The organism is Ideonella alba (assembly GCF_018069875.1).
Taxonomy (GTDB): Bacteria; Pseudomonadota; Gammaproteobacteria; order Burkholderiales; family Burkholderiaceae_C; genus Ideonella; species Ideonella alba.
Genome location: NZ_JAGQDF010000002.1, coordinates 339097 through 362027, shown reverse-complemented (window position 1 = coordinate 362027; position 22931 = coordinate 339097). Strand labels below are relative to the sequence as shown.

Sequence of the window (22931 nt, the reverse complement as noted above, 5' to 3'; positions counted from 1 at the left end):
CACGCACTAAAGGACGATGACTACTGTGGCGTCCACCAGTCGCAGGGTCGTGGCGATATGGCACTTGCTATCGGCGCGGGTGCCCTTGTTGGCAATGCACTTGTACCCGGGCTTGGCGGTGCGCTACTTGGCGGGCTTGCGGGATCGCTGTATCGCGACGCGCTACGAGAGAAGAGAGGCGGAAAGATGCGCGTGTTTGTAAGCTTCGACTTCGACAACGACCGCGTTCTCAAGGACTTCATTCTTGGGCAAGCAAAGAAGGAAGACTCGCCCTTCGAGGTCATCGACCATTCACTCAAGGAAGCCGCGCCTGAGCGTGACTGGGAGATGAAGGCCAGGGCAGCAATCGCGCGATCCGATCTCGTCCTGGTGATGGTCGGCGCAAAGACGTATCGCGCTCACGGCGTCCTGAAAGAAGTGGCGATGGCCCGCGAGGCGGGCGTCAAGATCGTCCAAATCATTGGGTACCGAGATGGCGACTACACGCCAGTACCAAACGCTGGGCGCCTCTACGCCTGGAATTGGCCGAACCTGAAGAAGCTTCTGAGCTGAGGAAGAACACGCCATGCCACGCACCGCCGCAGCAAAGCCGCACACCTTCTCACCCGACATCGAGGCGTTCATCTCCACTTTCGCCGACGATATCGCAGACGGCTCTGCGGCCATCTTCGCTGGTGCGGGCCTCTCCGTCTCCGTTGGCTACGTAGATTGGCGCGGCCTCATGCGCGAGATCGCGCACGAACTCGGGTTGAGTGTGGATCGGGAGACGAACCTCGTCGCAGTCGCCCAGTATCACCTCAACGAACGGAGGAACCGCACGCGCATCAACCAGAAGATCATCGACGAGTTCAGCAGTGGGCATACATTGAATGAGAACCACGAGGTGCTTGCCCGTCTGCCCATCGCTACCTACTGGACCACGAATTACGACCGAATGATCGAATCGGCACTTGAGGCCGAGGGCAAGGTTATCGATGTGAAGTTCGCCGTCTCTCATTTGAAGACGGTGCGGCGCGGCAGGGTTGCCACCGTCTACAAGATGCATGGCGACGTGAGCGACCCGGACAACGCCGTGTTGACGAAAGACGACTACGAGGGTTACTTCCGCGAACGTGAGCCGTTTGTGACCGCCCTCACCGGCGACCTCGTATCCAAGACGATCCTGTTCCTGGGCTTCAGCTTTACTGACCCGAACATTGACTACGTGATGAGCCGAGTGCGCGTGGTGTTGCGCAACCAGCCAAAACAGCACTACTGCATCTTGAGACGGGAGCAGCGCAAGGCACGCGAGAAGACCAGCGATTTTGAGTACCGGCGCCGGCAGCAGGACTACTTCATCAAGGATTTGGCGCGCATCGGCATTCACGCGTTGATGGTGGATGACTATGCGGACATCACACGCATCCTGCGCGCCGTGGAAGCGCGGTACAGAACACGAACGATCTTCATCTCTGGCAGTGCGCACGAATTCGATCCGTGGCGCCCGGACGCTGCCGGAAGCCTCATCGAGTCGCTGAGTCGTTCGCTCATTGCCAAAGGGTTCACAGTTGTAACGGGGTTCGGGCTTGGTGTCGGGCCTTCGGTCATCTCTGGAGCGTTGCAGGAAATTCAAGCCAATCCCAAGCGCAACTCTCCCGGTCAACTCCAGGCATTTCCGTTCCCTGCCACCGACATGTCTTCCTCAGCGCGGCGCACGCTCTACTACCGGCACCGGCAGCGCGTGATCGGTATGGCCGGTACGGCAATCTTCCTCTTTGGGAACAAGCGGAACAAGCGAGGAGCAATTGTTCCTGCTGACGGCATGATTGAAGAGTTCTCCATTGCAAAGGCGGCCGGCCTCCACATCATTCCCGTCGGCGCAACCGGTTGGGTTGCCAAGGATGTCGCAGTTGAAGTGACTCCACTTCATTCGAATCGAAGTGCGATTTTCAGAAGGGCGCTTTCGATCGCGAACAACCCAGCATCCGACAGTACCTCGATAGTCAAAGCCGTCGTGACGATGGCAAGTGACTTCAGAAACAGCTAGAGCGATACGGTCCGACGAATAGGACTAAGCAAATTGGGAGCAAACAGTGGCGAAACGTGTCTTCTTCAGCTTTCACTATCAAGACGTGATCGATTTCCGCGCGAATGTGGTGCGCAATCACAACATTACAAAGGACGACAACGGGGGGTTCTTTGACGCATCGATATGGGAGTCTGCCAAGAAGCAAGGTGAGATCGCGCTCAAACGGCTGATCAACGGAGGCCTGAACAACACGTCAGTGACGGCAGTCTTGATTGGTTCCGAGACCTATTCGCGTCGATGGGTCCGCTATGAAATCATGAAGAGCATTGAGCGCGGCAATTCGGTGATTGGAGTTCACATCAACGGTATCCGCGACAAGAGCGGTCAGACGAAGGCGCAGGGACCGAATCCCTTCGATCATCTGGGACTACAGATTAGCGCCGATGGAACTGTGGGTACGCCTACCGTGTGGTCCGGCAGCCAATGGGTTTACTACCAGGACATTGAGAAGTTCGCGATCCAACAGCAACCAGTTGACCGGAGAGGAAAGAATCTGCAGCTGTCGACTTGGCTGCCAACCTACGATTGGATTGGCAATGACGGTTTCAACAATTTTGGCAACTGGGTGGGATGATGGGTCTTTTCACTGAAGTTGAACTTCGAGCGCGTGCCGACAGGGGCGTTCCGCTGCAGAAGTCTGCGGGCACAATCCTCAACGAGCGCGTCGTAGCGAAGGCCCGAGTCGAACAATTCGACATCTTCCTTTCGCACAGCCTCAGCGATCAGAAGCTCATCCTTGGGATTTGGCTTTCGCTGGAAGATATGGGCTATGAGGTATACGTTGACTGGATACACGACAGGCAATTGAGCCGCGACAGTGTCACCAAGGAAACAGCAGAGGTTCTAAGGCATCGCATGCGCAGCAGCAAGTGCTTATTCTTCGCCACGACGGCGAACAGCAGTGCGTCGAAGTGGATGCCTTGGGAGCTTGGATACAAGGATGGCCAGAACAAGCGGGCGGCCATCTTGCCCGTGTCACAGAGCAGCACCAATACCTACTCGGGGCAAGAGTATCTTGGCATCTACCCTTACGTCACCGAGGACCCGATACAGGGGCAAACGAAAAAGAGCCTTTGGATCAACGAGTCGCCCAGCCGCTACGTGTCGTTTGACGCGTGGCTGAATGGCAAGGAGCCGACCCAGCGATAGCTCGAAGCCGATGCGGCGTGGGCGGTTATTGCCGGCCGCTGAGGTGGCCACTCGCGCGCAGTTTTCGCTCCAGCTTTCTTCGTAGCTTTCGGAGCAACTCGGGATCGACGGAAGTCGCGATGACCGCCGTGACACCGCTGGGCGTCACGAAGCGAACTGCCTCCTTCTCGCCGTGGTGAATCAAAGTGACTTTGGCGCGCTCGTCATTGCTCATGGTCAGCACAGACTATCGCTTGTTCGGCTCGTTGCCAACCGCAGACGCGCCGGTGCGGCGGTCCTGGTCGACCCCCAACAGAAGAGCAGCTTCTCATCGCTTCCTGGGTTCGCATTCGCTCTTATGGCCCCAGAATAATTTCCAGTAATTCAACAAACGGTCGTTTGATGTACGGCAGCAGCGGCGAGCCGGGCGACACCGAAAACCATTGCTGAGAGCGGAAGGAAGCCGTAAAGTAATCAACGTACAGTCAAGGTACGTTTGATGATCATCGGCTACGCCCGGGTCAGCACCCAGGACCAGAACCCTCAACTGCAGCTCGACGCGCTGACCGGCGCGACCTGCGAACAAGTCTTTCACGAGACCGCCACCGGCGCCTTCCGCGACCGGCCGGAACTCACGGCCTGCCTGCGCTCCCTCCGAAAGGGCGACACCCTGGTGGTCTGGAAGCTGGATCGCCTGGCTCGATCCCTGAAGGACCTCGTCGAGATCGTCCACGACCTCAATCACCGTGGCGTCGGCTTCCGCTCCCTGACCGAGTCCATCGACACCACCAGTTCTGGTGGCCGACTCGTCTTCCACATCTTCGGCGCCCTGGCCGAGTTCGAGCACAGCCTGATCAAGGAACGGACCATCGCCGGCCTCGCCGCCGCCCGTGCGCGCGGGCGCAAGGGTGGCCGCAAGCCGGCGCTCTCACCCACCGACGTGCGGAAGGCCGCTGCGATGCTGTCGGACCCGAAGATTACCAAGGCCGAAGTCGCCAAGCACTTCAGCGTGAGCCGCGTGACGCTGAACGCGGCACTCGCCCGCGCAGGCATTGCCGACCCCCAGCTGACCGCTCCGAAGACGCCGGCATGACTCTCCCCAAGAAACGCATCACCCCCACCCAGCGCCCATGACCAACGAAGAACTCAAGAAGACCCTGTGGGATGCAGCGAACAAGCTGCGCGGCTCCGTTTCAGCGGCTGAATACAAGTACCCCGTCCTTGGACTCGTCTTCCTGAAATACGTCTCCGACCTGTTCGACGCGCACGCGGAGGTGATCCGCCAGCGCCTCGCCGATCCGGCCTCGGACATCTACATCGAGGACAAGGCCACGCGCAAAGAGGCCGAAGCCAGCTTCGTCACCGACAAGACCTTCTACGACCAGGACAACGTGTTCTGGGTGCCGGCAGATGCGCACTTCGGCGAACTGTTGAAGCAAGGCACGAACACCGAACTGCCGCAGTTGCTGGATGCTGCGATGGGCGAAATCGAGGCCGAGAACCCGACCCTCAAGGGAGTGCTGTATCGAGAGTTCTCGCGGCTGGCACTGGGACCGGGAAAGCTCAACGACCTGATGGTCGTCATCGCCCGGTTGAAGTTCGACCCAAAGCAGCACGCCAGCCGCGACATCTTCGGCGAGGTCTACGAATACTTCCTCGGGCAGTTCGCTCTGAACGAAGGCGCCAAGGCAGGCGAGTTCTACACGCCGAAGAGCGTCGTGAACCTACTGGTCGAAATTCTGGCTCCGTTCAAGGGGAAGATTTACGACCCAGCCTGTGGGTCTGGCGGCATGTTTGTCCAGTCGGCGAAGTTCAAAGACGCGCACCAGAAGACCCTGGGCAAGAAGGGCGACCTTGCAGTCTACGGTCAGGAACTGATGGCGGCCACACGTCGCCTTTGTCTGATGAACCTCGCAGTACATGGACTGGACGGCGACCTCGGCCAGACGTACGGATCGACGTTCACGAACGATCAGCACAAGACGCTGAGGGCGGACTACATCCTCGCCAATCCTCCGTTCAACATCTCTGACTGGGATGGCGACAAGCTCAAGGAGGACCCACGCTGGGTTTACGGCATTCCTCCGGCGGGCAATGCGAACTTCGCGTGGCTGCAGCACATGCTGGCCCGACTTTCATCCCGTGGTCGCGCCGGGATCGTGCTTGCCAACGGATCGCTTTCATCGCAGCAGTCGGGCGAAGGCGAGATTCGCCGAAACATGATTCAAGCGGATGTTGTCGAGTGCATGATTACCATGCCAGGTCAACTGTTCTCGAATACCGTGGTGCCCGCATGCTTGTGGTTCCTCTCGAACAACAAGAAGGCAGGCCCCAACGGTAGCGTAGATCGTTCCAAGCAGATTCTGTTCATTGACGGTCGCAAGGCGGCATCGGGAAGAGTATCCAGAACTCAGGTTGAGTTCACTGACGCCGACTTGGAAAGAATCGCGCTGACTTACCACCGATGGCGTGGCACCGAGTTCAGCGACGGAAAGCCATACGAAGACACCATCGCCTTCTGCCACTCAGCTTCTCTAGAAGAGGTCCACAAGCACGGGTACCTCCTGACGCCGGGGCGCTATGTCGGCTCGGAACAGACTGACGAAAGCCAGGATTCCTTCTCGGCTCGCATGGACCTTCTCACCGAAGAGCTGGCTGAACTCCTGGCCAAGGGCGCTGAGCTTGACGATCAGCTTCGCAACAGCTTGGGTGCGCTCGGCTATGCCGTCTGATCAAAGAAACACCGCGCCGAGCGCCTCCGATTGGCCGCGAGTTCCGTTGGGGTCCGTTGCAACGAAGATTCGCTCCGGAGCGACGCCCCGTGGAGGCGCTGAAAACTATCTCCCCAAGAGGCATCGCTGCGTCCTGATCAGAAGCCAGAACGTCTTGGATCACCACTTCACCGAGGTCGGCCTGGCAAACATCTCTGATGACCAAGCTGCAGAACTTGCAGGCGCAGAGGTGCAGTCTGAAGACGTGCTATTGAACATCACAGGCGATGGAGTGACCTTTGGGCGCTCATGCATCGTCCCAGACCGGACGCTGCCCGCATGCGTCAACCAGCATGTGATGCTCATTCGCTTAGACCAGAAGAAGTGCCTGCCTGGCTATTTGCTCGCTTGGCTGACGCAGGCCGACACCAAGGCATATATCGAGTCCTTTAACGCCGGCGGCAGCCGTCGCGCCATAACTAAAGGGCACATCGAGTCCTTCACGCTGCCATTGCCGCCTATGTCGAGGCAGAAGTCGATTGCCCGCCTCACAGCCTTGTTCAACAACCGCATTGAAATCCTCGAAGCGACAAACCTGCGCATCGAAGGCATCGCGAGAGCCCTCTTCCAAAGCTGGTTCGTTGACTTCGATCCAGTTCGAGCGAAGGCATGCGGAGGCATCCCGGAGTCGATGAGCGCCGAGATTGCGTCGCTGTTCCCGGACGAACTCACGACGGTCGACGCTGGCTCGATTCCGGTCGGTTGGACTCGGTCGCGGTTCGACGCTGTCTGTGCCAATGTTCGCGAGCAAGCCAACCCAATCCATTTGCCTGCCGAGACACCCTACGTGGGCCTTGAACACATGCCGCGCCGGTCGCTCTCGCTATTCGACCGAGGTACTACAGAAGCCTTGGAGAGCAACAAGTTCTGGTTCAAGGCCGGAGACGTACTTTTTGGCAAGCTCCGTCCGTACTTCCACAAAGTGGCTTTGGCCCCATGCAAAGGGGTCTGTTCCACTGACATTCTCGTCTTGCGACCGCTGGGCAGCGCATCTCACGCCTTCGCAACCATGCACGCAAGCAGCGACGAGATGATCGAGTACGCCACGCGGCTGTCAAACGGTGCCCGGATGCCTCGGGCAAGTTGGAGCGATCTCGCGGCGTATCCGATCGTGATGCCGCCCGCGCCTTTACTTCAAGCGTTTAATGCAATAGTGGCGCCTATGTTCGCCCGGATCACGGGGAACATCGCGCTGGCTCGCAATCTGTCCTCGCTACGTGATTCACTGCTGCAGCGCATGGTTGCAGGTCAACTTGCAAGCGACATAGAAGAACTCGATCAAGTGGAGGAAATCGCATGAAGCCGTCGATCCAGACACTCGGCCAAATCCTGTACTCGCCGAGTCAGTACGTCATCCCTGTCTTTCAGCGCAACTACCGCTGGGACCGGGCGCAGTGGCAGAAGCTCTGGGGCAGCATCATCGACCTCAGCGGGCCGACCAAGACTGGGAACCACTTCATGGGGTTCCTCGTCTTCGTGCCCGGCCTGGCGCAGCCTGGGCAGCACACCCGGTTCCACATGGTCGACGGCCAGCAGCGCCTGACCACCAGCTCGATCATGCTGGTCGCGCTTCGCAACGTTGCGCGAGCCATCGGCCAAGCTGAACTCGCCGACGAGATCAGCGACATGTACCTCGTTCACGGCCGCAAGAAGGGGGACGAACACTTCCGTCTCCTGCCGAAGGCCAAGGACCAGAAGAACTATGTCGCCATCGTCACCGGCAAGGGAGAGCCGTCGGGACGAATCGCCGACGCACTGGACTACTTCGAGGAGCGCTTCAAGGAACGAGCAGAGGCCGATGCCAACAGCCTGCGCTCGATCTTCGACCTCGTATGCCAGCGCCTGGAGTTCATGTGCGCGACGTTGGAGGCCGAGAACGCCTACAACATCTTCAAGAGCCTGAACTCCACGGGCGTTCCGCTGGGGCCGTCGGACCTGATCCGCAACTTCGTGTTCATGCACGTCAAGCCCGACGATCAGGACGAGTTCGACGCGGACCGTTGGGCTCCGCTCGAAGCCCGGTTTACGACCGAGGACGGGCGCCTTGACGAAGAAGCCTTCTCGCGGTTCTTCCGCGACGTGCTGATGATGGACGGCAGGTACGTGCAGCCCAAGGACACGTTCACGACCTTCGAGGCCCGGTACGAAGCCACCGGCTTCTCCCCGCAGGCGCTGACCGACGAACTGCTCGTCAACGCCAAGCACTACGCGGCTATTGGCGGCAAGCAGGCAGACCCGAGCGCCGAAGTGACTGCGGCCCTAGCCGGCCTGAACGACCTGGAAAGCTCCACCACCTACCCGCTGCTGCTTTCGCTGTTCAAGAAGCGGGCGGACGGCCTGATCGACTCGGCCGCGCTCGCGCGCTCGATCAGCATGCTGCGCGGCTTCATCATCCGCCGGTTCATCTGTTCGGAGAGTTCGCGCGGCTACGGACAGATGTTCGTGCGTGCCATCGACACCGCAACCAAGGACCCCGTGCAGGCCCTTGAGACCTACCTGCTGCAACGCGGCTGGCCTGACGACGCGCGCTTCGAAGCTGCCTTCACCAGCTTCCCGCTCTACCAGCGCGGCTACACGAAGACCTTGCTGGAGACGATCGAGCGCGAACGGGGCCACAAGGAACAGGCAGCACTGGAGGCGGCGCAAGTCGAGCACATCATGCCGCAGACCCTGAGCGAAGGGTGGCTTGCCGATCTCGGCCCAGACTCAAAGCGCGTTCACGCCGAGTGGCTGCACCGCCCCGGCAACCTCACCCTGAGCGCCTACAACCAGGAATTGTGGAACCACCCGTTCGGCGTCAAGCGACAGGAGTACCTGAACAGCAACATCGGCATTACCCGCGAACTGGCCAGCCAGACGGCGTGGGGTGAGCAGGAGATGAAGGCTCGGGGCGAGGCGCTGGCGCGCGAAGCGGCGGCGATCTGGATCGGCCCGAAGCTGCCATACGTCCAGACCAAGGAGAAGGCTGCACCGGAGGTGGCCGGCGAGGACGGCAGCGCGTTCCGTCTGCGGTTCTGGAACGGGCTGATCGACTTCATTGCACAGGAACATCCGGACCTGCCTCAGTTCGACTCCCGTGCGGCAATGACCCTGCGCCTGCAGTCAGGTGTGCGCCACATCGGGTTCGAACTGCGGCACCTCTTGCGCCCGGCCGGCGTGGCGCTCGACGTGTACTTCTGGCGAGAGGCCTCCTTCCCGGTGTGGGAGACACTGAAGGCCGATCCTACCGACGTGAACGGCCTCATCGGCGCGGAGTGGGCGTTTGACCAGAAGGATGACGGCTCCCTACGTTGGATGAACATCAAGCTCCCGTTGGCCAGCGCCGACGAAACCGAGTGGCCCGCAGCGTACGAATGGTTTGGGGACAAGCTTGCCTTGCTCTACAACTCGGTCGCACCGAAACTGCGTGACGAGATGGCAGCAGGTACACCAGCATGAAATCGGTTGACGAGTCCGTCATCGAGCAGGCATCCCTCGACTGGCTCGCCGGCCTCGGCTACACAGCTGTTCACGGTGATGACCTGTCACCCGGCGGCCAGCACGAGGCCCGCCGCCGGTACTCCGATGTCGTGCTGGCGCCGCGCCTGCGTGACGCCGTCGTTGCTCTGAATCCCACCCTCTCCGAGAAGGAGGTCGACCAGGCCGTGACGCTCGTCGCCGGCTATGGCTCGCAGTCGGTGGTAGACGGCAACAAGGAGGTCTACGACTGGCTGCGCAACGGCGTGCCTGTCGATCGGGTCGAGGCGGACGGCCGCCGCACCATCGTGCGTGCCCGCGTCCTCGACTTCGAAGGCGACAACGACCTCCTCGCGGTGCAGCAGCTCACCGTGCACGGGCAGAAGATTCGGCGGCCGGACATCGTCCTGTTCGTCAACGGCCTGCCCCTGGTGGTGGTCGAGCTGAAGAACCCGGCCGACATCAACGCCGACATCGAGGCTGCGTACAACCAGATTCAGACCTACAAGGCCGACATCCCGCAGTTGTTCTTCTTCAACCTGCTGAACGTCATCTCGGACGGCACGGTCGCACGGTACGGGTCGCTGACTGCCGACCTCGGCCGGCACTCGCGATGGCGGCTGCTCGGCGGCAAGAAGGCCGCCAAGGGCATGCTGGAACTGGAGGTGCTCATTCGCGGCCTGCTGGAGCCGTCGACGCTGCTGGCCTTCTTCCGTGGCTTCGTCGCCTTCGGCGGCTCCGATGGCGGCGCCACCTTCAAGATCGTCGCCCAGTGGCACCAGTACCACGGGGTGCTTCGCGCCGTCGATCGCGCTGTCGACGCGCTGCTGCACAAGAAGGATGGCAAGGGCGGCGTCATCTGGTTCACACAGGGCTCAGGCAAGTCACTGCTCGCCCTGTTCTACGTGATGGCACTGCGCGACCGGCCGGAGTTCGAGAACCCGACCGTCGTGCTCGTCACCGACCGGAAGGACCTCGACGGCCAGTTGTTCGAAACCTTCGCCGATTGCAGTTGGTCCCTGCGGGCCACGCCCGATCAGGCCGATGGCCGCGATGACCTTCGCAAGAAGCTCTCGGCGGTCGAGGCCGGCGGTGTCTTCTTCACCACGATCAACAAGTTCGCTCCAGAGGCAGGCAAGACCAGCGTCCAGGTGCTGTGCGATCGCTCGAACGTCGTCGTGATCGCAGATGAAGCCCACCGCACGCAGTACGGCTTCAAGGCCGAGATCAGCGCCGAGACGGGCAAGAGGCGCTACGGCATGGCCAAGTACATGCGCGACGCACTGCCGAACGCCATCTACCTCGGGATGACCGGCACGCCGGTGAGCCTGGACGACCGCGACACCGAGGCCGTGTTCGGCACCTACGTCGACGTGTACGACATGGTCGCCGCGCAGGAAGACGAGGCCATCGTCCCGGTCAGCTACGAGTCGCGCGTGATCGAGCTTCGGTTCAACGAAGCCGAGAAGCAGTCGCTGATGGACGAGTTCCTCGAAGCCACCGAGGACGAGGACGAAGGCACCCAGAACACGACCGTCTCGCGCATGACCCGTCTTGAGGCCATTGCGATGGCCGACGGCCGCCTCGAAACTCTGGCCGCCGACCTGGTGGCGCACTGGGAAGCGCGCAAGGAGACCATGGCTGGCAAGGCCATGATCGTGGCCATCTCGCGTGAGGCCGCCGTCCGGCTGTTCGACGAGATCGTCAAGCTCCGGCCGGCATGGCGCGGCGACGATGTCAACACCGGCCGCATCAAGATCGTGATGACGAGCAACTCGTCAGACCCGGCGCACTTCCAGCCGCACCGCACCGACGCCCGACAGCTCAAGCAGATCGAGAAGCGGTTCAAGGACGCCGACGATCCGCTCGACCTCGTCATCGTCCGCGACATGTGGCTCACAGGCTTCGACGCCCCGCCGGTCAACACCCTGTACGTCGACAAGCCGATGCAGGGGCACGGCCTCATGCAGGCAATCGCGCGCACCAACCGCATCTGGCGCGACAAGCCGGGCGGCCTGATCGTCGACTACATTGGCATCGGGGAAGAGCTGAAGAAGGCCATCCGCCAGTACACGCGCGACGCCCACAGCGAACGCGACCCAGTCGACACCTCCGGTGAGGCGCTGAAGGTCCTGCTCGACACGCTGGACGTGATCCGCAAAGAGTTCTTCCACGGATTTGAGTACGACGGCTTCCAGGAGCCAAAGCGAGCCCTGTCGCTGCTAGGCCCGGCGATGGAGCACATCCTGGAGGTCGATCCCGAGCCCGACGAGAAGGGCCGAAACCGTGGTGTCCGCGCCTTCCTGGACCAGGTGGCCAAGCTGAACAAGGCGCAGGCCCTCGCCGGCACGCTGGATGCGGCCATGGCCCTGCGTGACGAGATCGCCTTCTTCCAGGCCGTTCGGGTGTCGCTGATCAAGCTGACGCGGTCAGGCGAGACGCGCTCGCGGGTGGAGAAAGAGGCCGCGCTGCGGCAGCTCGTCGCCAAGGGCGTGCTGGTCGAAGGCGTCAACGACATCTTCGGCACGCTTGGGGTCGCCAAGCCGGACATCTCGGTGCTGGACGAGCAGTTCCTTGCACAGATTCAGTCGATGCCGACCAAGAACTTGGCGGCCGAGTTGCTGGAACGTTTGATCGCCGACCAGGTGAAGTCGCGCAGCCAGAAGAACGCCATCCAGGGCAAGGAGTTCACCCAGAAGCTCGAAGAGGCGATCGCGAAGTACCAGAACCGGGCGCTGACCACCGTCGAGGTGATCGAGGAGCTGATCAAGCTGGCCCGTGAGATCAACTCGTCAAAGCCACCGGACGACATGTCCGAGGAGGAGTTCGCCTTCTACCAGGCGTTGTCCGAGAACGAGTCGGCCGTCCGCGAACTGGGCCACCCGGTACTGCGCGCACTGGCGCAGGAACTGACGGACAAGCTCCGCAAGTCGGCGACGATCAACTGGCAGAACCGGAAGTCGGCACGCGCCCGCATGATCGCGATGGTCAAGGTGCTGTTGGCCAAGCACAAGTACCCGCCGGACAAGCAGGCCGAGGCCACCGAGAAGGTGATCGCGCAGGCCGAGCTGCTGGCCGATACCTGGGCCTTCGAGCATCCCTGACCCGTCGTGCCAATCCTCTGCTACGAAATCAGCGGCGACTCATCGCCGAACGAGCGCAGCACCACGGGCGCTGAAGACGGCCACATCGCGGCCGTCCTCAAGGGCGACCACCAGGAAGCGAGTGCCCAGCTGTACTCCGAGCTGGCCGCCAATCGGCTGGCCATGTTCCTGGGCATCCCGGTGCTGGTCGGCGTGCCGGCCAGGCGCTCCATCGAGAGCACCGCGCTCCGATTCGCGGCCCTGCGCGCCGCCGAGGCCGGCCTGGACATCTACGACTTCACCGACGAGGACCGTGGCGACGGTGATGACGATGAGGACGACGAAGACGCTGTCGAAGTGCCCGAAGGCGTCTACCGCAACACCGGCCACGTGCGCGCGATGGCGGCGCTGTGCGCGAAGTACCCGCTGGAGGCCGCCGCCATCGCCGTCTTCGACCTGTGGATCGGCAACGAGGACCGGGCGCTGAACTTCAAGGGCCAGATTCGGGGCGCTGATCGGGGCGTCATCTTCGCGCTGGACCAGGGCTCATCGTTGCTGTCCTGCCGGTCGACGGTCGATTCCTCAATCGAGCTGCTGTCGCGGCGGGACTACCCATCGTTCCACCCCTTCCAGAAGCTCGTAAACGCCCGCTATTGCGGCGCAATGGTCGAGCGGGTGGTGAGCATGCCCGATTGGGCGATCGAGGCCGCCACGGTCTATCAGGACACCGTCGGCAACGTGATCCTTCCGGACCAGTATCAGTGCTACGAGGCGCTACGCGAGCGCAAGACGATCCTGGGTGGCCTGGTCGATCGGGTGCTGTTCTGACCAGATGCGGGCCAGCGTCAGCTTGCGCTGGGCGCCGACACCCTTGACCTGACGCTCGATCTGCAGCGCTTCGCCCTTCGACGCAAAGGGCTTGGCGGCCAAGAGCCGCACTGGCGGGTCCATCTTGGTGAACAGCGCGCCGCGCCCGGTCTTGTGGGCCTTCATCCGGTGGTCCAGACCCGGCGTCACGCCCGTGTAGATGCGTCCGGACCTGCACAGCAGCAGGTACACGAACCAGGGCTGCTCAGTCGGCGCCGTCGTCACCGCGCAGCACCTTGTTGCGTGCGGCCACCAGCTCGGGAGCGACCTTCCTGTGCAGGTCCGATGAGAGGTGGCGCTCGATGGACGTGATGGTGGCGATGGACACGCCCATCGTCTGGTTCAGCGTCACGCGGTCGAGATTGCCGCGCAGCATCGCCGTGTAGACGGCCGAGGCCCGAAGACGGCGCGCGTCGCCGCCGAGCACGTCGCCACGGAAGTCGTCGAGCTTGGGCAGCTTGCCGTCGAACAGCCGGATGAACTCGAATTCGTTGGCGCTCGCGGCGCTCCACCCCGGCGCCACCTCGTCGGCGATCTTCGCAAGAATCTTCGCGATGGACTTGGGCACTACCACCCACACCTTCGCCGGTCGGATGACGAGTCTTCCGGTCTCATCCAATCGCAACAGGTCGGCGGTCAAGCCATGCGCGGCGGCAGCGGTCATGCCGAGCTTACCCACCAGCCAGGCGGCGGCGTACTCGACATCGGACCGCGACTCCTTGATGCCGGCCAGCGCCGCATCAAGCTCAGCCGGCGACAGGACCTCTTGCAGCGGTGAAGGCTTGGACGCCGTCCGCCCTCGAACGTAGCGCCCGCGTCGTTCGCTGAACGGTTTGTCCTCGGAAATGGCACGCAGCAGGCGTGTGAGCGCCGTGGGGCGTACCAGCGGGTTCGCGGCCAGGAAGCTGACGATGTCGCGCTTGCGCATCCCGTCCCAGCTCGTGATGCCCTCGGCCTGAAGGAAGCGCGCCAGGCGCACCGGCATCTTCAGGAGTTCCGACAGGTAGCGCGGCGATCGGCTATGCCCGCGCTTGAGCAGCAGCTCGTGCCGCCGCTTCAGCCGGTCTCGGTAACGGATCAACTCGGCCTTTAGGCCCTCGGGCAGGTCGTCAGGAATGAAGGGCTCGCGGTCAGGCGGCTTGACCTTCTCGGTCTGCACGTCAGCCAGCAGCGGCGAGAGCTTCACTTTCAGCTCAGGGCAGGCCCTGCGCATCAACTCGAAACGCTGCTCTGGTGTCAGCGACAGGAGCGCGTTCCTGAGGTGCAGGTCCGACTTGTCGATGGCATCGCCGATCTTGCGGAATGCAATGGCTCGGTCCTCGAAGTGCTGGGTCGGCGTGTAAGTCAGTGCCCCTGCGCACAGGGCCTTTAGGCCTGAGGACCCTTCCAGCCAGCAGCCATCAGGCCGAACTGCCGACTTCACTATGCAGACGTGCGCCTCCTTGTCGGAACGATTGGTCCCGATCTCTCCTTCGCATAGACGGCATCTCCTCATCGCAGGATCGACCTCATTGCTTCTTCAGGGCCGCAGCGTTCATGTGGGTCACCTTCGGCCCGGCGATGTCGTCCAGGTCATTGGCTGCAGCAGCTGGCTTCTTGCCTTTCGCGGGGACAGCCCTTGGCGCAGGAGCAGGCCCCGTCGTCGGCACATCGGTCGAATCTGGTGCTCCCGGCTTCTTCAGCCGAATCGATCCGTACCGGAAGGGCTGAAGCCGCGAGCGGAGTTCATCGATGTACTCGTCCGTGGCATCCGACACCTCGGTCTCGAAGAGGTCGCCAGGCAGGCACTGCAGTTCGTTGCAGATGGCCTCGATCATCGAGAGCGAGAGCGTCACGTCCTCGTCCTTGAACTTGCGGCTCAGCGGCGTCCGGGTGATCTTGTATTTCTGGTTGTCCGTCAGTCGGTGCGCCATCTCTTCGACGCTCCGAACACCGGAGTCGCGCATCAACACGTCCAGCCGATTCTTGAGCTTGATCTTCATTCTTCGTCCTCTTCGTCAAACAGGTCCATCGCCGCATTCACCTCATTGCCCGCGCTCAGGGTTGCGGGGTGGTAGTAGTGCAGCGTGGTGTGCAGGAACTTGTGCCTCATGTACTTCTGGGCTGTCTCAGGCGAGTAGAGCGGAACCATCAGCGTGCAGCCCGAGTGGCGCAGGGTATGCGGGGTCAGCTTGTCGGCGATGACGCCGCTGGCGATCGCAACCTGCTTCAGCCGTACACGGAAGGTGCTTGGCGACACAACTCCGCCTCGCTCGCTGATGAACAGGAGTTCGCCGACGCGGTAGGTCTTGCCTTCGAACTCGCAGGTGGTCTTGTCCTCTTCGCCGATCTTGCGACGGAGCAACATCTTCGGCCTGATGGTGCGGATGTACCAATCCAGCAGGTCGTGGACCTGCTGCTCGCGCATGGGAATGGTGCCCGTGACTTGGTTCTTCCCCGTCACGGTCAGGCTGCCGAGCTTGCCGAAGCGCTCCATCCCTGCCTCATGGCTGGGCTTGAAGGCGCTCATCTGGCATGACACCAACTCCGAGACGCGCAGCGCGAAGTGGATCGCCACATGGAACATCACCCGGTCGCGGATGAGCGGCAGCAGCGTCTTGCTTCGGGCGGCGTGGGCCTGTTGGATTTCGAATCGGAACGTCGCGTCGATGGCGTCGATCTGATCCGGGGTCAGCGCCCATCCCTTGGGCTTCCAGTTGGCCTTGTACTTCTTGACGCTGACGCCGTTCTCTTCGTTGATGAAGACGCGCGGCCGAACCTTGAAGGCGCTGAGGATTTCGTTGGCCCGGTCCGCATCCAGCATGTAGTTCTGGAACGACCGCCATGCGGAGCAGTAGCCAGCCACCGTCGACGGTGCCAGGTACGTGTTCGTGGCCGGATCGCAGCGCGAATCCAGGTATAGCCCGACGTGGTCCTTCTTCAGCTCCCACGGGGGCACCTTCGCATGGTTCAGCAGGCGGAAGACATCGTCCTTGTGCCCCTTGCAGGTCTTGGGCAGCGCGCCGTCCAGATGCTGCAGCTGCCGCTGCCAGTCGTTGATCAGGTTGGTCGCGTAGACCTTCTCCGCGCCGGTGAGGAACGGCAGGCTTGGGTCGCACCCAGGCGCTGGGTTTTCTGCCCCGATAGGTGCAGTATTCAGCGTGCTGGAAATGGCCACAACGTTCATTCTGTGCACGAGGTTAGCACAGAGAGCCAGAACGTGCAAATCCTGCACGTTTCGCGCTGTGGCGGTTCAGGCCTCAGTTGCAGAAACCCGACTTTTGAGTCGGAACGTGCAAATCCTGCACGCCAAAACGTGGCATATGCGTGAGAAATGAAAAAAGCCCGCCGGTGGCGGGCTTTTCATCGCGTGAAGCGCGGCGCGGGGCCGATCACTTCAGCTTGGTTTCCTTGTAGAGGACGTGCTTGCGGGCCTTGGGGTCGAACTTCATGAATTCGAGCTTGCCCGGGGTCGTCTTCTTGTTCTTGTTCGTGGTGTAGAAGTGGCCGGTGCCCGCGGTGGACTCCAGCTTGATCTTCTCGCGGCCGCCTTTGGATGCCATGGTGTCGCTCCTGATTCAGTGGATTAGGCTTGACCGCGCGCGCGCAGGTCGGCCAGAACGGCGTCGATGCCCTTCTTGTCGATCAGACGCAGGGCGGCGTTGCTGATGCGCAGGCGCACCCAGCGGTTCTCGCTCTCGACCCAGAAACGACGGTATTGCAGGTTCGGAAGGAACCGGCGCTTGGTCTTGTTGTTGGCGTGGGAAACATTGTTCCCGACCATGGGCTTCTTGCCCGTGACTTCGCAGACGCGTGCCATGAGGACACTCCTGTTGTTGTCCGGCGGAACACACTTCCCAACCCCGACCCGTGCCAGCGCACAGGCAGTTGTGAAATTGCGTTCGGCCTCACCTCGCCATTCGCTTGTGCGGGGTGGCGGTAACCCCTTGTTCCTTCGGCTCTGCTTCGGGCCCAGCGTTGGGCTCTACTTTGGCAGGTCGCGCGCGGGAAAACCAGGCATTGTAGCAGAACCCGCCGGGCCTGCTCAATGGCCCCCTTCCAGGAAGCGCTGGGCATCCAGCGCAGCCATGCAGCCGGTGCCGGCCGAGGTGATCGCCTGGCGGTAGATGTGGTCCTGCACATCGCCAGCGGCGAACACGCCGGGCACGCTGGTCTGGGTGGCAAAGCCGTTCTGGCCACTCTTCGTGACCAGGTAGCCGTCCTTCATCTCCAACTGGCCCTTGAAGATCTCGGTGTTGGGCGAGTGGCCGATGGCGATGAAGCAGCCGTGCAGCGTCAGGTCCTGGGTGCTGCCGTCCTGGGTGGACTTGATGCGCACGCCGGTCACGCCGCTGGCGTCGCCCAGCACCTCGTCCAGCGTGTTGTGCAGGTGCAGGACGATCTTGCCCTCGGACACCTTCTCCATCAGGTGGTCGATCATGATCGCCTCGGCGCGGAACTTGTCGCGGCGGTGGATCAGGTGCACCTTGGTGGCGATGTTCGACAGGTACAGCGCCTCCTCGACCGCGGTGTTGCCGCCGCCCACCACGCAGACCTCCTGGCCCCGGTAGAAGAAGCCGTCGCAGGTGGCGCAGGCGCTGACGCCGCGGCCCGAGAAGGCCTGCTCGGATTCCAGGCCGAGGTACTTGGCGGAGGCGCCGGTGGCGATGATCAGGCTGTCGCAGGTGTAGCTGCCCGAGTCGCCGGTCAGCGTGAACGGACGCCTGGACAGATCGACCGCGTTGATGTGGTCGAAGACGATCTGGGTGTTGAAGCGCTCGGCGTGCTGCTGGAAGCGCTGCATCAGCTCAGGGCCCTGCACGCCCATCACGTCGGCGGGCCAGTTGTCCACCTCGGTGGTGGTCATCAGCTGGCCCCCCTGGGCCAGGCCGGTGACCAGCAGCGGCTTGAGGTTGGCGCGCGCGGCGTAGATGGCGGCGGTGTAGCCGGCGGGGCCGGAGCCCAGGATCAGCACCTGGGCGTGGGTGGTGGAAGCGCTCATGGCCAGCAAGAGGAGGTGGTGTGATCTGGGGACGATGCGTTGCGGGGCGCGCAACAGGCGTGGGACGGATGTCCTGGGCCCCGTGCGCAAACCGGATATGCTCGCGCATGCATCGGGCTTATCGATGCCGCGATTGTAGGCAAGCACCGGGCCCCTGGCTTCGGGTGCCGCGGACCTGCCATTTTGAGAGGGGACATTGAATGTCGATGCTGTCGAACCTGGACCTGATCCGCCGGGTGCCGCTGTTCTCGATGCTGACCAATGACCAGGCGCGTGCCGTCGCCGATGGCGTGGTCAAGCGCCGCTACCGTCGGGGCGAGCTGGTGGTGGAGCAGGGCAAGAAGAGCAATGCGCTCTACATCCTGCTCAATGGCCGGGCGCGCGTGCTGACCGCCGACTCCCGCGGGCGCGAGGTCATCCTGGCGGTGCTGGAAGCTGGCGACTATGTCGGCGAGATGAGCCTGATCGACAACCAGCCCCACTCGGCCACGGTGCGCTGCGAGGTGCAGTGCGACATGCTGATCCTGGGCCGCGCCGAGTTCGCCCGCTGCCTGCCCGAGAACTCCAGCCTGTCCTACGCGATCATGCGCGGCCTGGTGACGCGCCTGCGCGCCGCCGACCGTCAGATCGAGTCGCTGGCGCTGCTGGACGTCTACGGCCGCGTCGCCCGCACGTTGCTGGACATGGCCGAGGATGTCGATGGCGAAAAGGTCATCCGCAGCAAGGTGTCGCGCCAGGACATGGCGAAGATCGTCGGCGCCTCGCGTGAGATGGTCAGCCGGGTCATGAAGGACCTGGAGGAGCGCGGCGTGATCGAGACCCAGGAGAACGGGTCGGTGCTGCTGAAGAATCGATTGGGCTGATGACCTGCATGTGTCTGTGGTGCCGCCGCCCGGTGGCGCCCTGGGAGGCCCGGTGAGCGGGCTCGTGGGATGGCGCCGTGGCATGGGCGCGGCCTTGACCGGCGTGGCGCCCGAGCCGCCGCGGCGGGTGCCTGCCTGGCGTCTGCTGGTGCGGGCCGCGCTGTGGGGCGCGCTGTGGCTGGTCCTGACCTTGTCGCTGCTGAGCCGTCGGCCCGGCGATCCGGCCTTCAGCACCTCGGGCGTGGATGGCAGCACGCTGAACTGGCTGGGCGCGCCCGGCGCCTGGGTGGCCGACCTGACGCTGATGCTCTTCGGCTTCTCGGCCTGGTGGCTGGTGCTGGCAGGACTGCGGCATTGGCTGTCGGCGCTGGCAGCGCTGTGGCGCTCGACCCAGCCGCCAGGGCCTGCCGCGGCCCCGGCTGCCGAGCCCGACGGCACGGTGCCGCTGGGCCTGGCGCTGGTGATGCTGTCGAGCTGTGCGCTGGAATGGACCCGCATCTACGCCTGGGAAGCCCACCTGCCCGGACCGGCCGGTGGCGTGCTGGGCCACTGGGCGGGGCCGGTCTCGCAGCAGTGGCTGGGCTTTGCCGGTTCCGGCGCGCTGTGGATTGCCCTGCTGGTGGCGGCGCTGCCCTGGGCGCTGCGTTTCTCGTGGGTGCGCACCGCCGACACGATTGGCGGCTGGATCGACGGCGCCCGTGAGCGGCGCACGCAGGCGCGCGAGTTCCAAGAAGACGTCCGCCTGGGCGAGCAGGCCCTGCGCGAGCGCGAGCAGGAGGTGGTCGAGGAGCGCCAGGAGCAGGTCGAGCACCGCCCCATCGTGATCGAGCCGCCGGTGCTGGAGGTGCCCAAGTCCGAGCGCGTGGCCAAGGAGCGCCAGAAGCCGCTGTTCATGGAGCTGGCCGACACCAAGCTGCCGCAGATCGACCTGCTTGACAAGCCGCCCGCGCGGGTCGAGACGGTGACGCCCGAGTCGCTGGAGATGACCAGCCGCCTGATCGAGAAGAAGCTGGGCGACTTCGGTGTCGAGGTGCAGGTCATCGCGGCCCAGCCCGGCCCGGTGATCACCCGCTACGAGATCGAGCCGGCCACCGGGGTCAAGGGATCCCAGGTGGTGAACCTGGCGAAGGATCTGGCGCGTTCGCTGAGCCTGGTCAGCATCCGCGTGGTCGAGACCATTCCGGGCAAGAACCTGATGGCGCTGGAACTGCCCAACGCCAAGCGGCAGACCATTCGCCTGTCCGAGATCCTGGGCTCCAAGGTCTACCACGACGCCGGCTCGCTGCTGACGATCGGCCTGGGCAAGGACATCGTCGGCTCGCCGGTGGTGGCCGACCTGGCCAAGATGCCGCACTGCCTGGTGGCCGGCACCACCGGCTCGGGCAAGTCGGTGGGCATCAACGGCATGATCCTCAGCCTGCTCTACAAGGCCGAGGCGCGTGATGTGCGCCTGATCCTGATCGACCCCAAGATGCTCGAGATGAGCGTCTACGAGGGCATCCCGCACCTGCTGTGTCCGGTGGTCACCGACATGAAGCAGGCCGGCAACGCGCTGAACTGGTGCGTCGGCGAGATGGAGCGGCGCTACAAGCTGATGAGCAAGCTGGGCGTGCGCAACCTGGCCGGCTACAACAAGAAGATCGACGAGGCGGCGGCCCGCGGCGAGCACCTGCCCAACCCGTTCAGCCTGACGCCCGAGGCTCCGGAGCCGCTGGAGCGGCTGCCCTACATCGTTATCGTCATCGACGAACTCGCCGACCTGATGATGGTGGTGGGCAAGAAGATCGAGGAGCTGATCGCCCGTCTGGCCCAGAAGGCGCGCGCCGCCGGCGTCCACCTGGTGCTGGCCACGCAGCGGCCTTCGGTGGATGTGATCACCGGCCTGATCAAGGCCAACATCCCCACCCGGCTGTCCTTCCAGGTCAGCAGCAAGATCGACAGCCGCACCATCCTGGACCAGATGGGCGCCGAGGCGCTGCTGGGCATGGGCGACATGCTCTACCTGGCGCCCGGCACCGGCCTGCCGGTGCGGGTGCACGGCGCCTTTGTCTCCGACGAGGAAGTGCACCGGGTGGTCGAATCGCTGAAGGCCCAGGGCGAGCCCAACTACATCGAGGGCATCCTGGAAGGCGGCACCCTGGATGGCGAGGCGGGCGACGCCGCCGGCGGCGGTGCCGCAGGCGGCGACGGCGAGTCCGATCCGCTCTACGACCAGGCGGTGGCGGTGGTGCTGCAGCACCGCAAGGCGTCCATCTCGCTGGTCCAGCGGCATCTGCGGATTGGTTACAACCGCGCGGCGCGACTGCTGGAACAAATGGAGCAATCCGGGCTCGTATCGGCACTGTCCCCCAACGGCAGCCGCGACCTGCTGCTGCCCAAGCGCGATGAATGAACGAACCGTCGGACGACGGGAATGCCTGGGTCTGCTGGCCCTGGCGATGCTGCCGCCGGGCGCGCGCGCCGATGCGCTGTCGGCCCTGAACACCTTCATCCGCGACGTGCGCTTCGGCCGCGCTGATTTCACCCAGACGGTGACCTCGCCAGACGGCCTGAAGAAGAAGTTGTCCAGTGGCCGCTTCGAGTTCCAGCGCCCGAACCGCTTCCGTTTCGCCTACCTGAAGCCCTATGCGCAGACCATCGTCGGCGATGGCCAGAAGGTCTGGTTCCACGACCCCGACCTGAACCAGGTCACGGTGCGGCCCTGGAACGAGGCGCTGGGCAGCACGCCCGCCGCCTTGCTGGCCGGCCAGTCGCTGGAGCGCGAGTTCGAGCTGAAGGTCCTGCCCTCGACCGGCGGCCTCGACTGGGTGCAGGCGGTGCCTCGCCAGCCGGGCGGCACGATCGTGTCGATGAAGGCGGGTTTCCGCGGCGCGGCCTGGGCGGCGCTGGAGATCGCCGACAGCTTTGGTCAGCGCTCGCTGATCGAGTTCGGCGCGATGCAGACCGATGCCGCACCGCCGCCCGAGACCTTCCGCTTCGTCCCGCCTCCCGGCGCGGACGTCAACGCGGGCTGATCAGAACGCGAAGCGCAGACCCAGGGTCATCGCCCGGGCGCGCGGATGTCCGGTCTGCCAGCCCCAGCTGGCATCCAGCCACAGGCGGTTGGGCAACGGATTCCAGCGCACGCCGGCCTGGATCCAGGGGCGGCGCGTGCGGTCGTTGTCGAACAGCTCGCCCATCAGGTCCCACTGGCCGCTGGCCGCATGTTCCACGGCCAGCGCCCAGGAGGTGGTGCTGGCATGCGCCTGCCGCGAGCGGGTCCAGCCCAGGTTGCCGTGCAGCACGAAGCCAGGCGCCATCGGCCAGCTGACCACGCCATTGACGTAGCTCTGGTCCGAGCGCAGGCCAGCGCCATCGTCGGTCGCGCCCAGGCCATAGGCCAGGGCGATGCTGGCGCCGTCGTCCCCGCCGTCGATCAGGCGGGATTTGCCGGCCAGCGTCAGGCTGCGGACCGAGCTGCCCGCGCTGTGGGCCCGCTGGCCCAGCAGGGCCAGCTGGGTGTGTTCGGTGGCGCCGCAGCCCAGCTGAAGGCTCTGCACGCCCACGCTGGGCGTGCCATCCTCCCGGCCGTGGCCCAGGTAGCTTTCCAGTTCGCAGACGCCGGGGCTGATCGTGCCGGCATCCTCGGTGGTGGCGGGTCGCCCGGCCAGCGCCGGCAGCGACAGGCTCAGCAGCAGCGCAGACAGCAGGGGGTGGTGGCGCATGGCGTGGGCC

Annotated in this window: 22 protein-coding genes; 13 read left to right on the top strand and 9 right to left on the bottom strand. The window is 63.6% G+C overall.

Annotated features, from left to right (window positions below; all coding sequences use genetic code 11):
- Positions 1-57 precede the first annotated feature (57 nt).
- Genes KAK07_RS04635 through KAK07_RS04620 form a run of 4 tightly spaced genes read left to right on the top strand, consistent with a single transcriptional unit; the run spans position 58 to position 3217 of the window.
- Positions 58-552: a TIR domain-containing protein gene (locus tag KAK07_RS04635; RefSeq protein ID WP_210859240.1), complete on the top strand. Its 495-nt coding sequence runs from the start codon at positions 58-60 to the stop codon at positions 550-552.
- Positions 553-565: 13 nt separating this feature from the next.
- Entirely contained in the window at positions 566-2026 is a 1461-nt protein-coding gene (locus tag KAK07_RS04630) for an SIR2 family protein (RefSeq protein ID WP_210859239.1), read from the top strand.
- A 46-nt stretch (positions 2027-2072) separates the two neighbouring features.
- Entirely contained in the window at positions 2073-2642 is a 570-nt protein-coding gene (locus KAK07_RS04625) for a TIR domain-containing protein (RefSeq protein WP_210859232.1), read from the top strand.
- Positions 2639-3217, top strand: coding sequence for a TIR domain-containing protein (locus tag KAK07_RS04620; protein ID WP_210859230.1), 579 nt, complete (start codon positions 2639-2641; stop codon positions 3215-3217). Before KAK07_RS04625 ends, KAK07_RS04620 begins: the two co-directional genes overlap by 4 nt.
- Before the next feature lie 25 nt (positions 3218-3242).
- Here the strand turns inward: KAK07_RS04620 and KAK07_RS04615 are convergent, their stop codons facing one another.
- On the bottom strand, positions 3243-3431 hold the full coding sequence (locus KAK07_RS04615) for a hypothetical protein (protein ID WP_210859229.1): 189 nt from the start codon (positions 3429-3431) through the stop codon (positions 3243-3245).
- A gap of 264 nt (positions 3432-3695) precedes the next feature.
- On the opposite strand from KAK07_RS04615, the gene KAK07_RS04610 reads away from it, so the two are divergent.
- The 6 genes from KAK07_RS04610 to KAK07_RS04585 all read left to right on the top strand — a co-directional run bounded on the left by KAK07_RS04610 (position 3696) and on the right by KAK07_RS04585 (position 13334).
- A complete protein-coding gene (locus tag KAK07_RS04610; RefSeq protein ID WP_210859227.1) occupies positions 3696-4289 on the top strand; it encodes a recombinase family protein in 594 nt (197 codons plus the stop codon).
- A 37-nt stretch (positions 4290-4326) separates the two neighbouring features.
- The gene (locus KAK07_RS04605; RefSeq protein ID WP_210859226.1) at positions 4327-5928 is read left to right on the top strand and encodes a type I restriction-modification system subunit M; all 1602 of its coding nucleotides are present in this window, start codon (positions 4327-4329) and stop codon (positions 5926-5928) included.
- Positions 5929-6082: 154 nt separating this feature from the next.
- Positions 6083-7267 carry a restriction endonuclease subunit S gene (locus KAK07_RS04600; protein WP_210859225.1) on the top strand — a complete coding sequence of 395 codons (1185 nt, stop codon included), beginning with the start codon at positions 6083-6085 and terminating at the stop codon, positions 7265-7267.
- Positions 7264-9405 carry a DUF262 domain-containing protein gene (locus KAK07_RS04595; protein WP_210859224.1) on the top strand — a complete coding sequence of 714 codons (2142 nt, stop codon included), beginning with the start codon at positions 7264-7266 and terminating at the stop codon, positions 9403-9405. Before KAK07_RS04600 ends, KAK07_RS04595 begins: the two co-directional genes overlap by 4 nt.
- Positions 9402-12527 carry a type I restriction endonuclease subunit R gene (locus KAK07_RS04590; RefSeq protein ID WP_210859223.1) on the top strand — a complete coding sequence of 1042 codons (3126 nt, stop codon included), beginning with the start codon at positions 9402-9404 and terminating at the stop codon, positions 12525-12527. The genes KAK07_RS04595 and KAK07_RS04590 overlap by 4 nt, the downstream gene beginning before the upstream one ends.
- A gap of 6 nt (positions 12528-12533) precedes the next feature.
- Positions 12534-13334, top strand: a complete 801-nt coding sequence (locus KAK07_RS04585; protein WP_210859222.1) for a hypothetical protein — start codon at positions 12534-12536, stop codon at positions 13332-13334.
- On the opposite strand, the gene KAK07_RS04580 is transcribed toward KAK07_RS04585, so the two are convergent.
- From KAK07_RS04580 to trxB, 7 genes are all read right to left on the bottom strand, one after another.
- Positions 13281-13565: a GIY-YIG nuclease family protein gene (locus tag KAK07_RS04580; RefSeq protein WP_210859221.1), complete on the bottom strand. Its 285-nt coding sequence runs from the start codon at positions 13563-13565 to the stop codon at positions 13281-13283. The genes KAK07_RS04585 and KAK07_RS04580 overlap by 54 nt on opposite strands.
- Before the next feature lie 13 nt (positions 13566-13578).
- The gene (locus KAK07_RS04575) at positions 13579-14796 is read right to left on the bottom strand and encodes a site-specific integrase (RefSeq protein WP_210859220.1); all 1218 of its coding nucleotides are present in this window, start codon (positions 14794-14796) and stop codon (positions 13579-13581) included.
- A gap of 85 nt (positions 14797-14881) precedes the next feature.
- Complete coding sequence (locus KAK07_RS04570; RefSeq protein WP_210859218.1) at positions 14882-15355, bottom strand: helix-turn-helix domain-containing protein; 474 nt, start codon at positions 15353-15355, stop codon at positions 14882-14884.
- Positions 15352-16539: a tyrosine-type recombinase/integrase gene (locus KAK07_RS04565; RefSeq protein ID WP_210859216.1), complete on the bottom strand. Its 1188-nt coding sequence runs from the start codon at positions 16537-16539 to the stop codon at positions 15352-15354. The genes KAK07_RS04570 and KAK07_RS04565 overlap by 4 nt, the downstream gene beginning before the upstream one ends.
- 205 nt (positions 16540-16744) lie before the next feature.
- Positions 16745-16915, bottom strand: a complete 171-nt coding sequence (gene rpmG, locus KAK07_RS04560; RefSeq protein ID WP_210802310.1) for a 50S ribosomal protein L33 — start codon at positions 16913-16915, stop codon at positions 16745-16747.
- 23 nt (positions 16916-16938) lie between these two features.
- Positions 16939-17172, bottom strand: coding sequence for a 50S ribosomal protein L28 (gene rpmB / locus KAK07_RS04555; protein WP_022979438.1), 234 nt, complete (start codon positions 17170-17172; stop codon positions 16939-16941).
- A gap of 225 nt (positions 17173-17397) precedes the next feature.
- The gene (gene trxB, locus KAK07_RS04550) at positions 17398-18354 is read right to left on the bottom strand and encodes a thioredoxin-disulfide reductase (RefSeq protein ID WP_210855006.1); all 957 of its coding nucleotides are present in this window, start codon (positions 18352-18354) and stop codon (positions 17398-17400) included.
- 200 nt (positions 18355-18554) lie between these two features.
- Here trxB and KAK07_RS04545 point away from each other — a divergent pair, with 200 nt between their 5' ends.
- From KAK07_RS04545 to lolA, 3 genes are all read left to right on the top strand, one after another.
- Positions 18555-19217 carry a Crp/Fnr family transcriptional regulator gene (locus KAK07_RS04545; protein WP_210802312.1) on the top strand — a complete coding sequence of 221 codons (663 nt, stop codon included), beginning with the start codon at positions 18555-18557 and terminating at the stop codon, positions 19215-19217.
- Positions 19218-19299: 82 nt separating this feature from the next.
- Positions 19300-21609, top strand: a complete 2310-nt coding sequence (locus KAK07_RS04540; RefSeq protein WP_210855008.1) for a DNA translocase FtsK — start codon at positions 19300-19302, stop codon at positions 21607-21609.
- On the top strand, positions 21602-22231 hold the full coding sequence (gene lolA, locus KAK07_RS04535; RefSeq protein WP_210855009.1) for an outer membrane lipoprotein periplasmic chaperone LolA: 630 nt from the start codon (positions 21602-21604) through the stop codon (positions 22229-22231). Before KAK07_RS04540 ends, lolA begins: the two co-directional genes overlap by 8 nt.
- On the opposite strand, the gene KAK07_RS04530 is transcribed toward lolA, so the two are convergent.
- Positions 22232-22921, bottom strand: a complete 690-nt coding sequence (locus KAK07_RS04530; protein WP_210859214.1) for a PA4824 family protein — start codon at positions 22919-22921, stop codon at positions 22232-22234.
- Between the last annotated feature and the right edge of the window lie 10 nt (positions 22922-22931).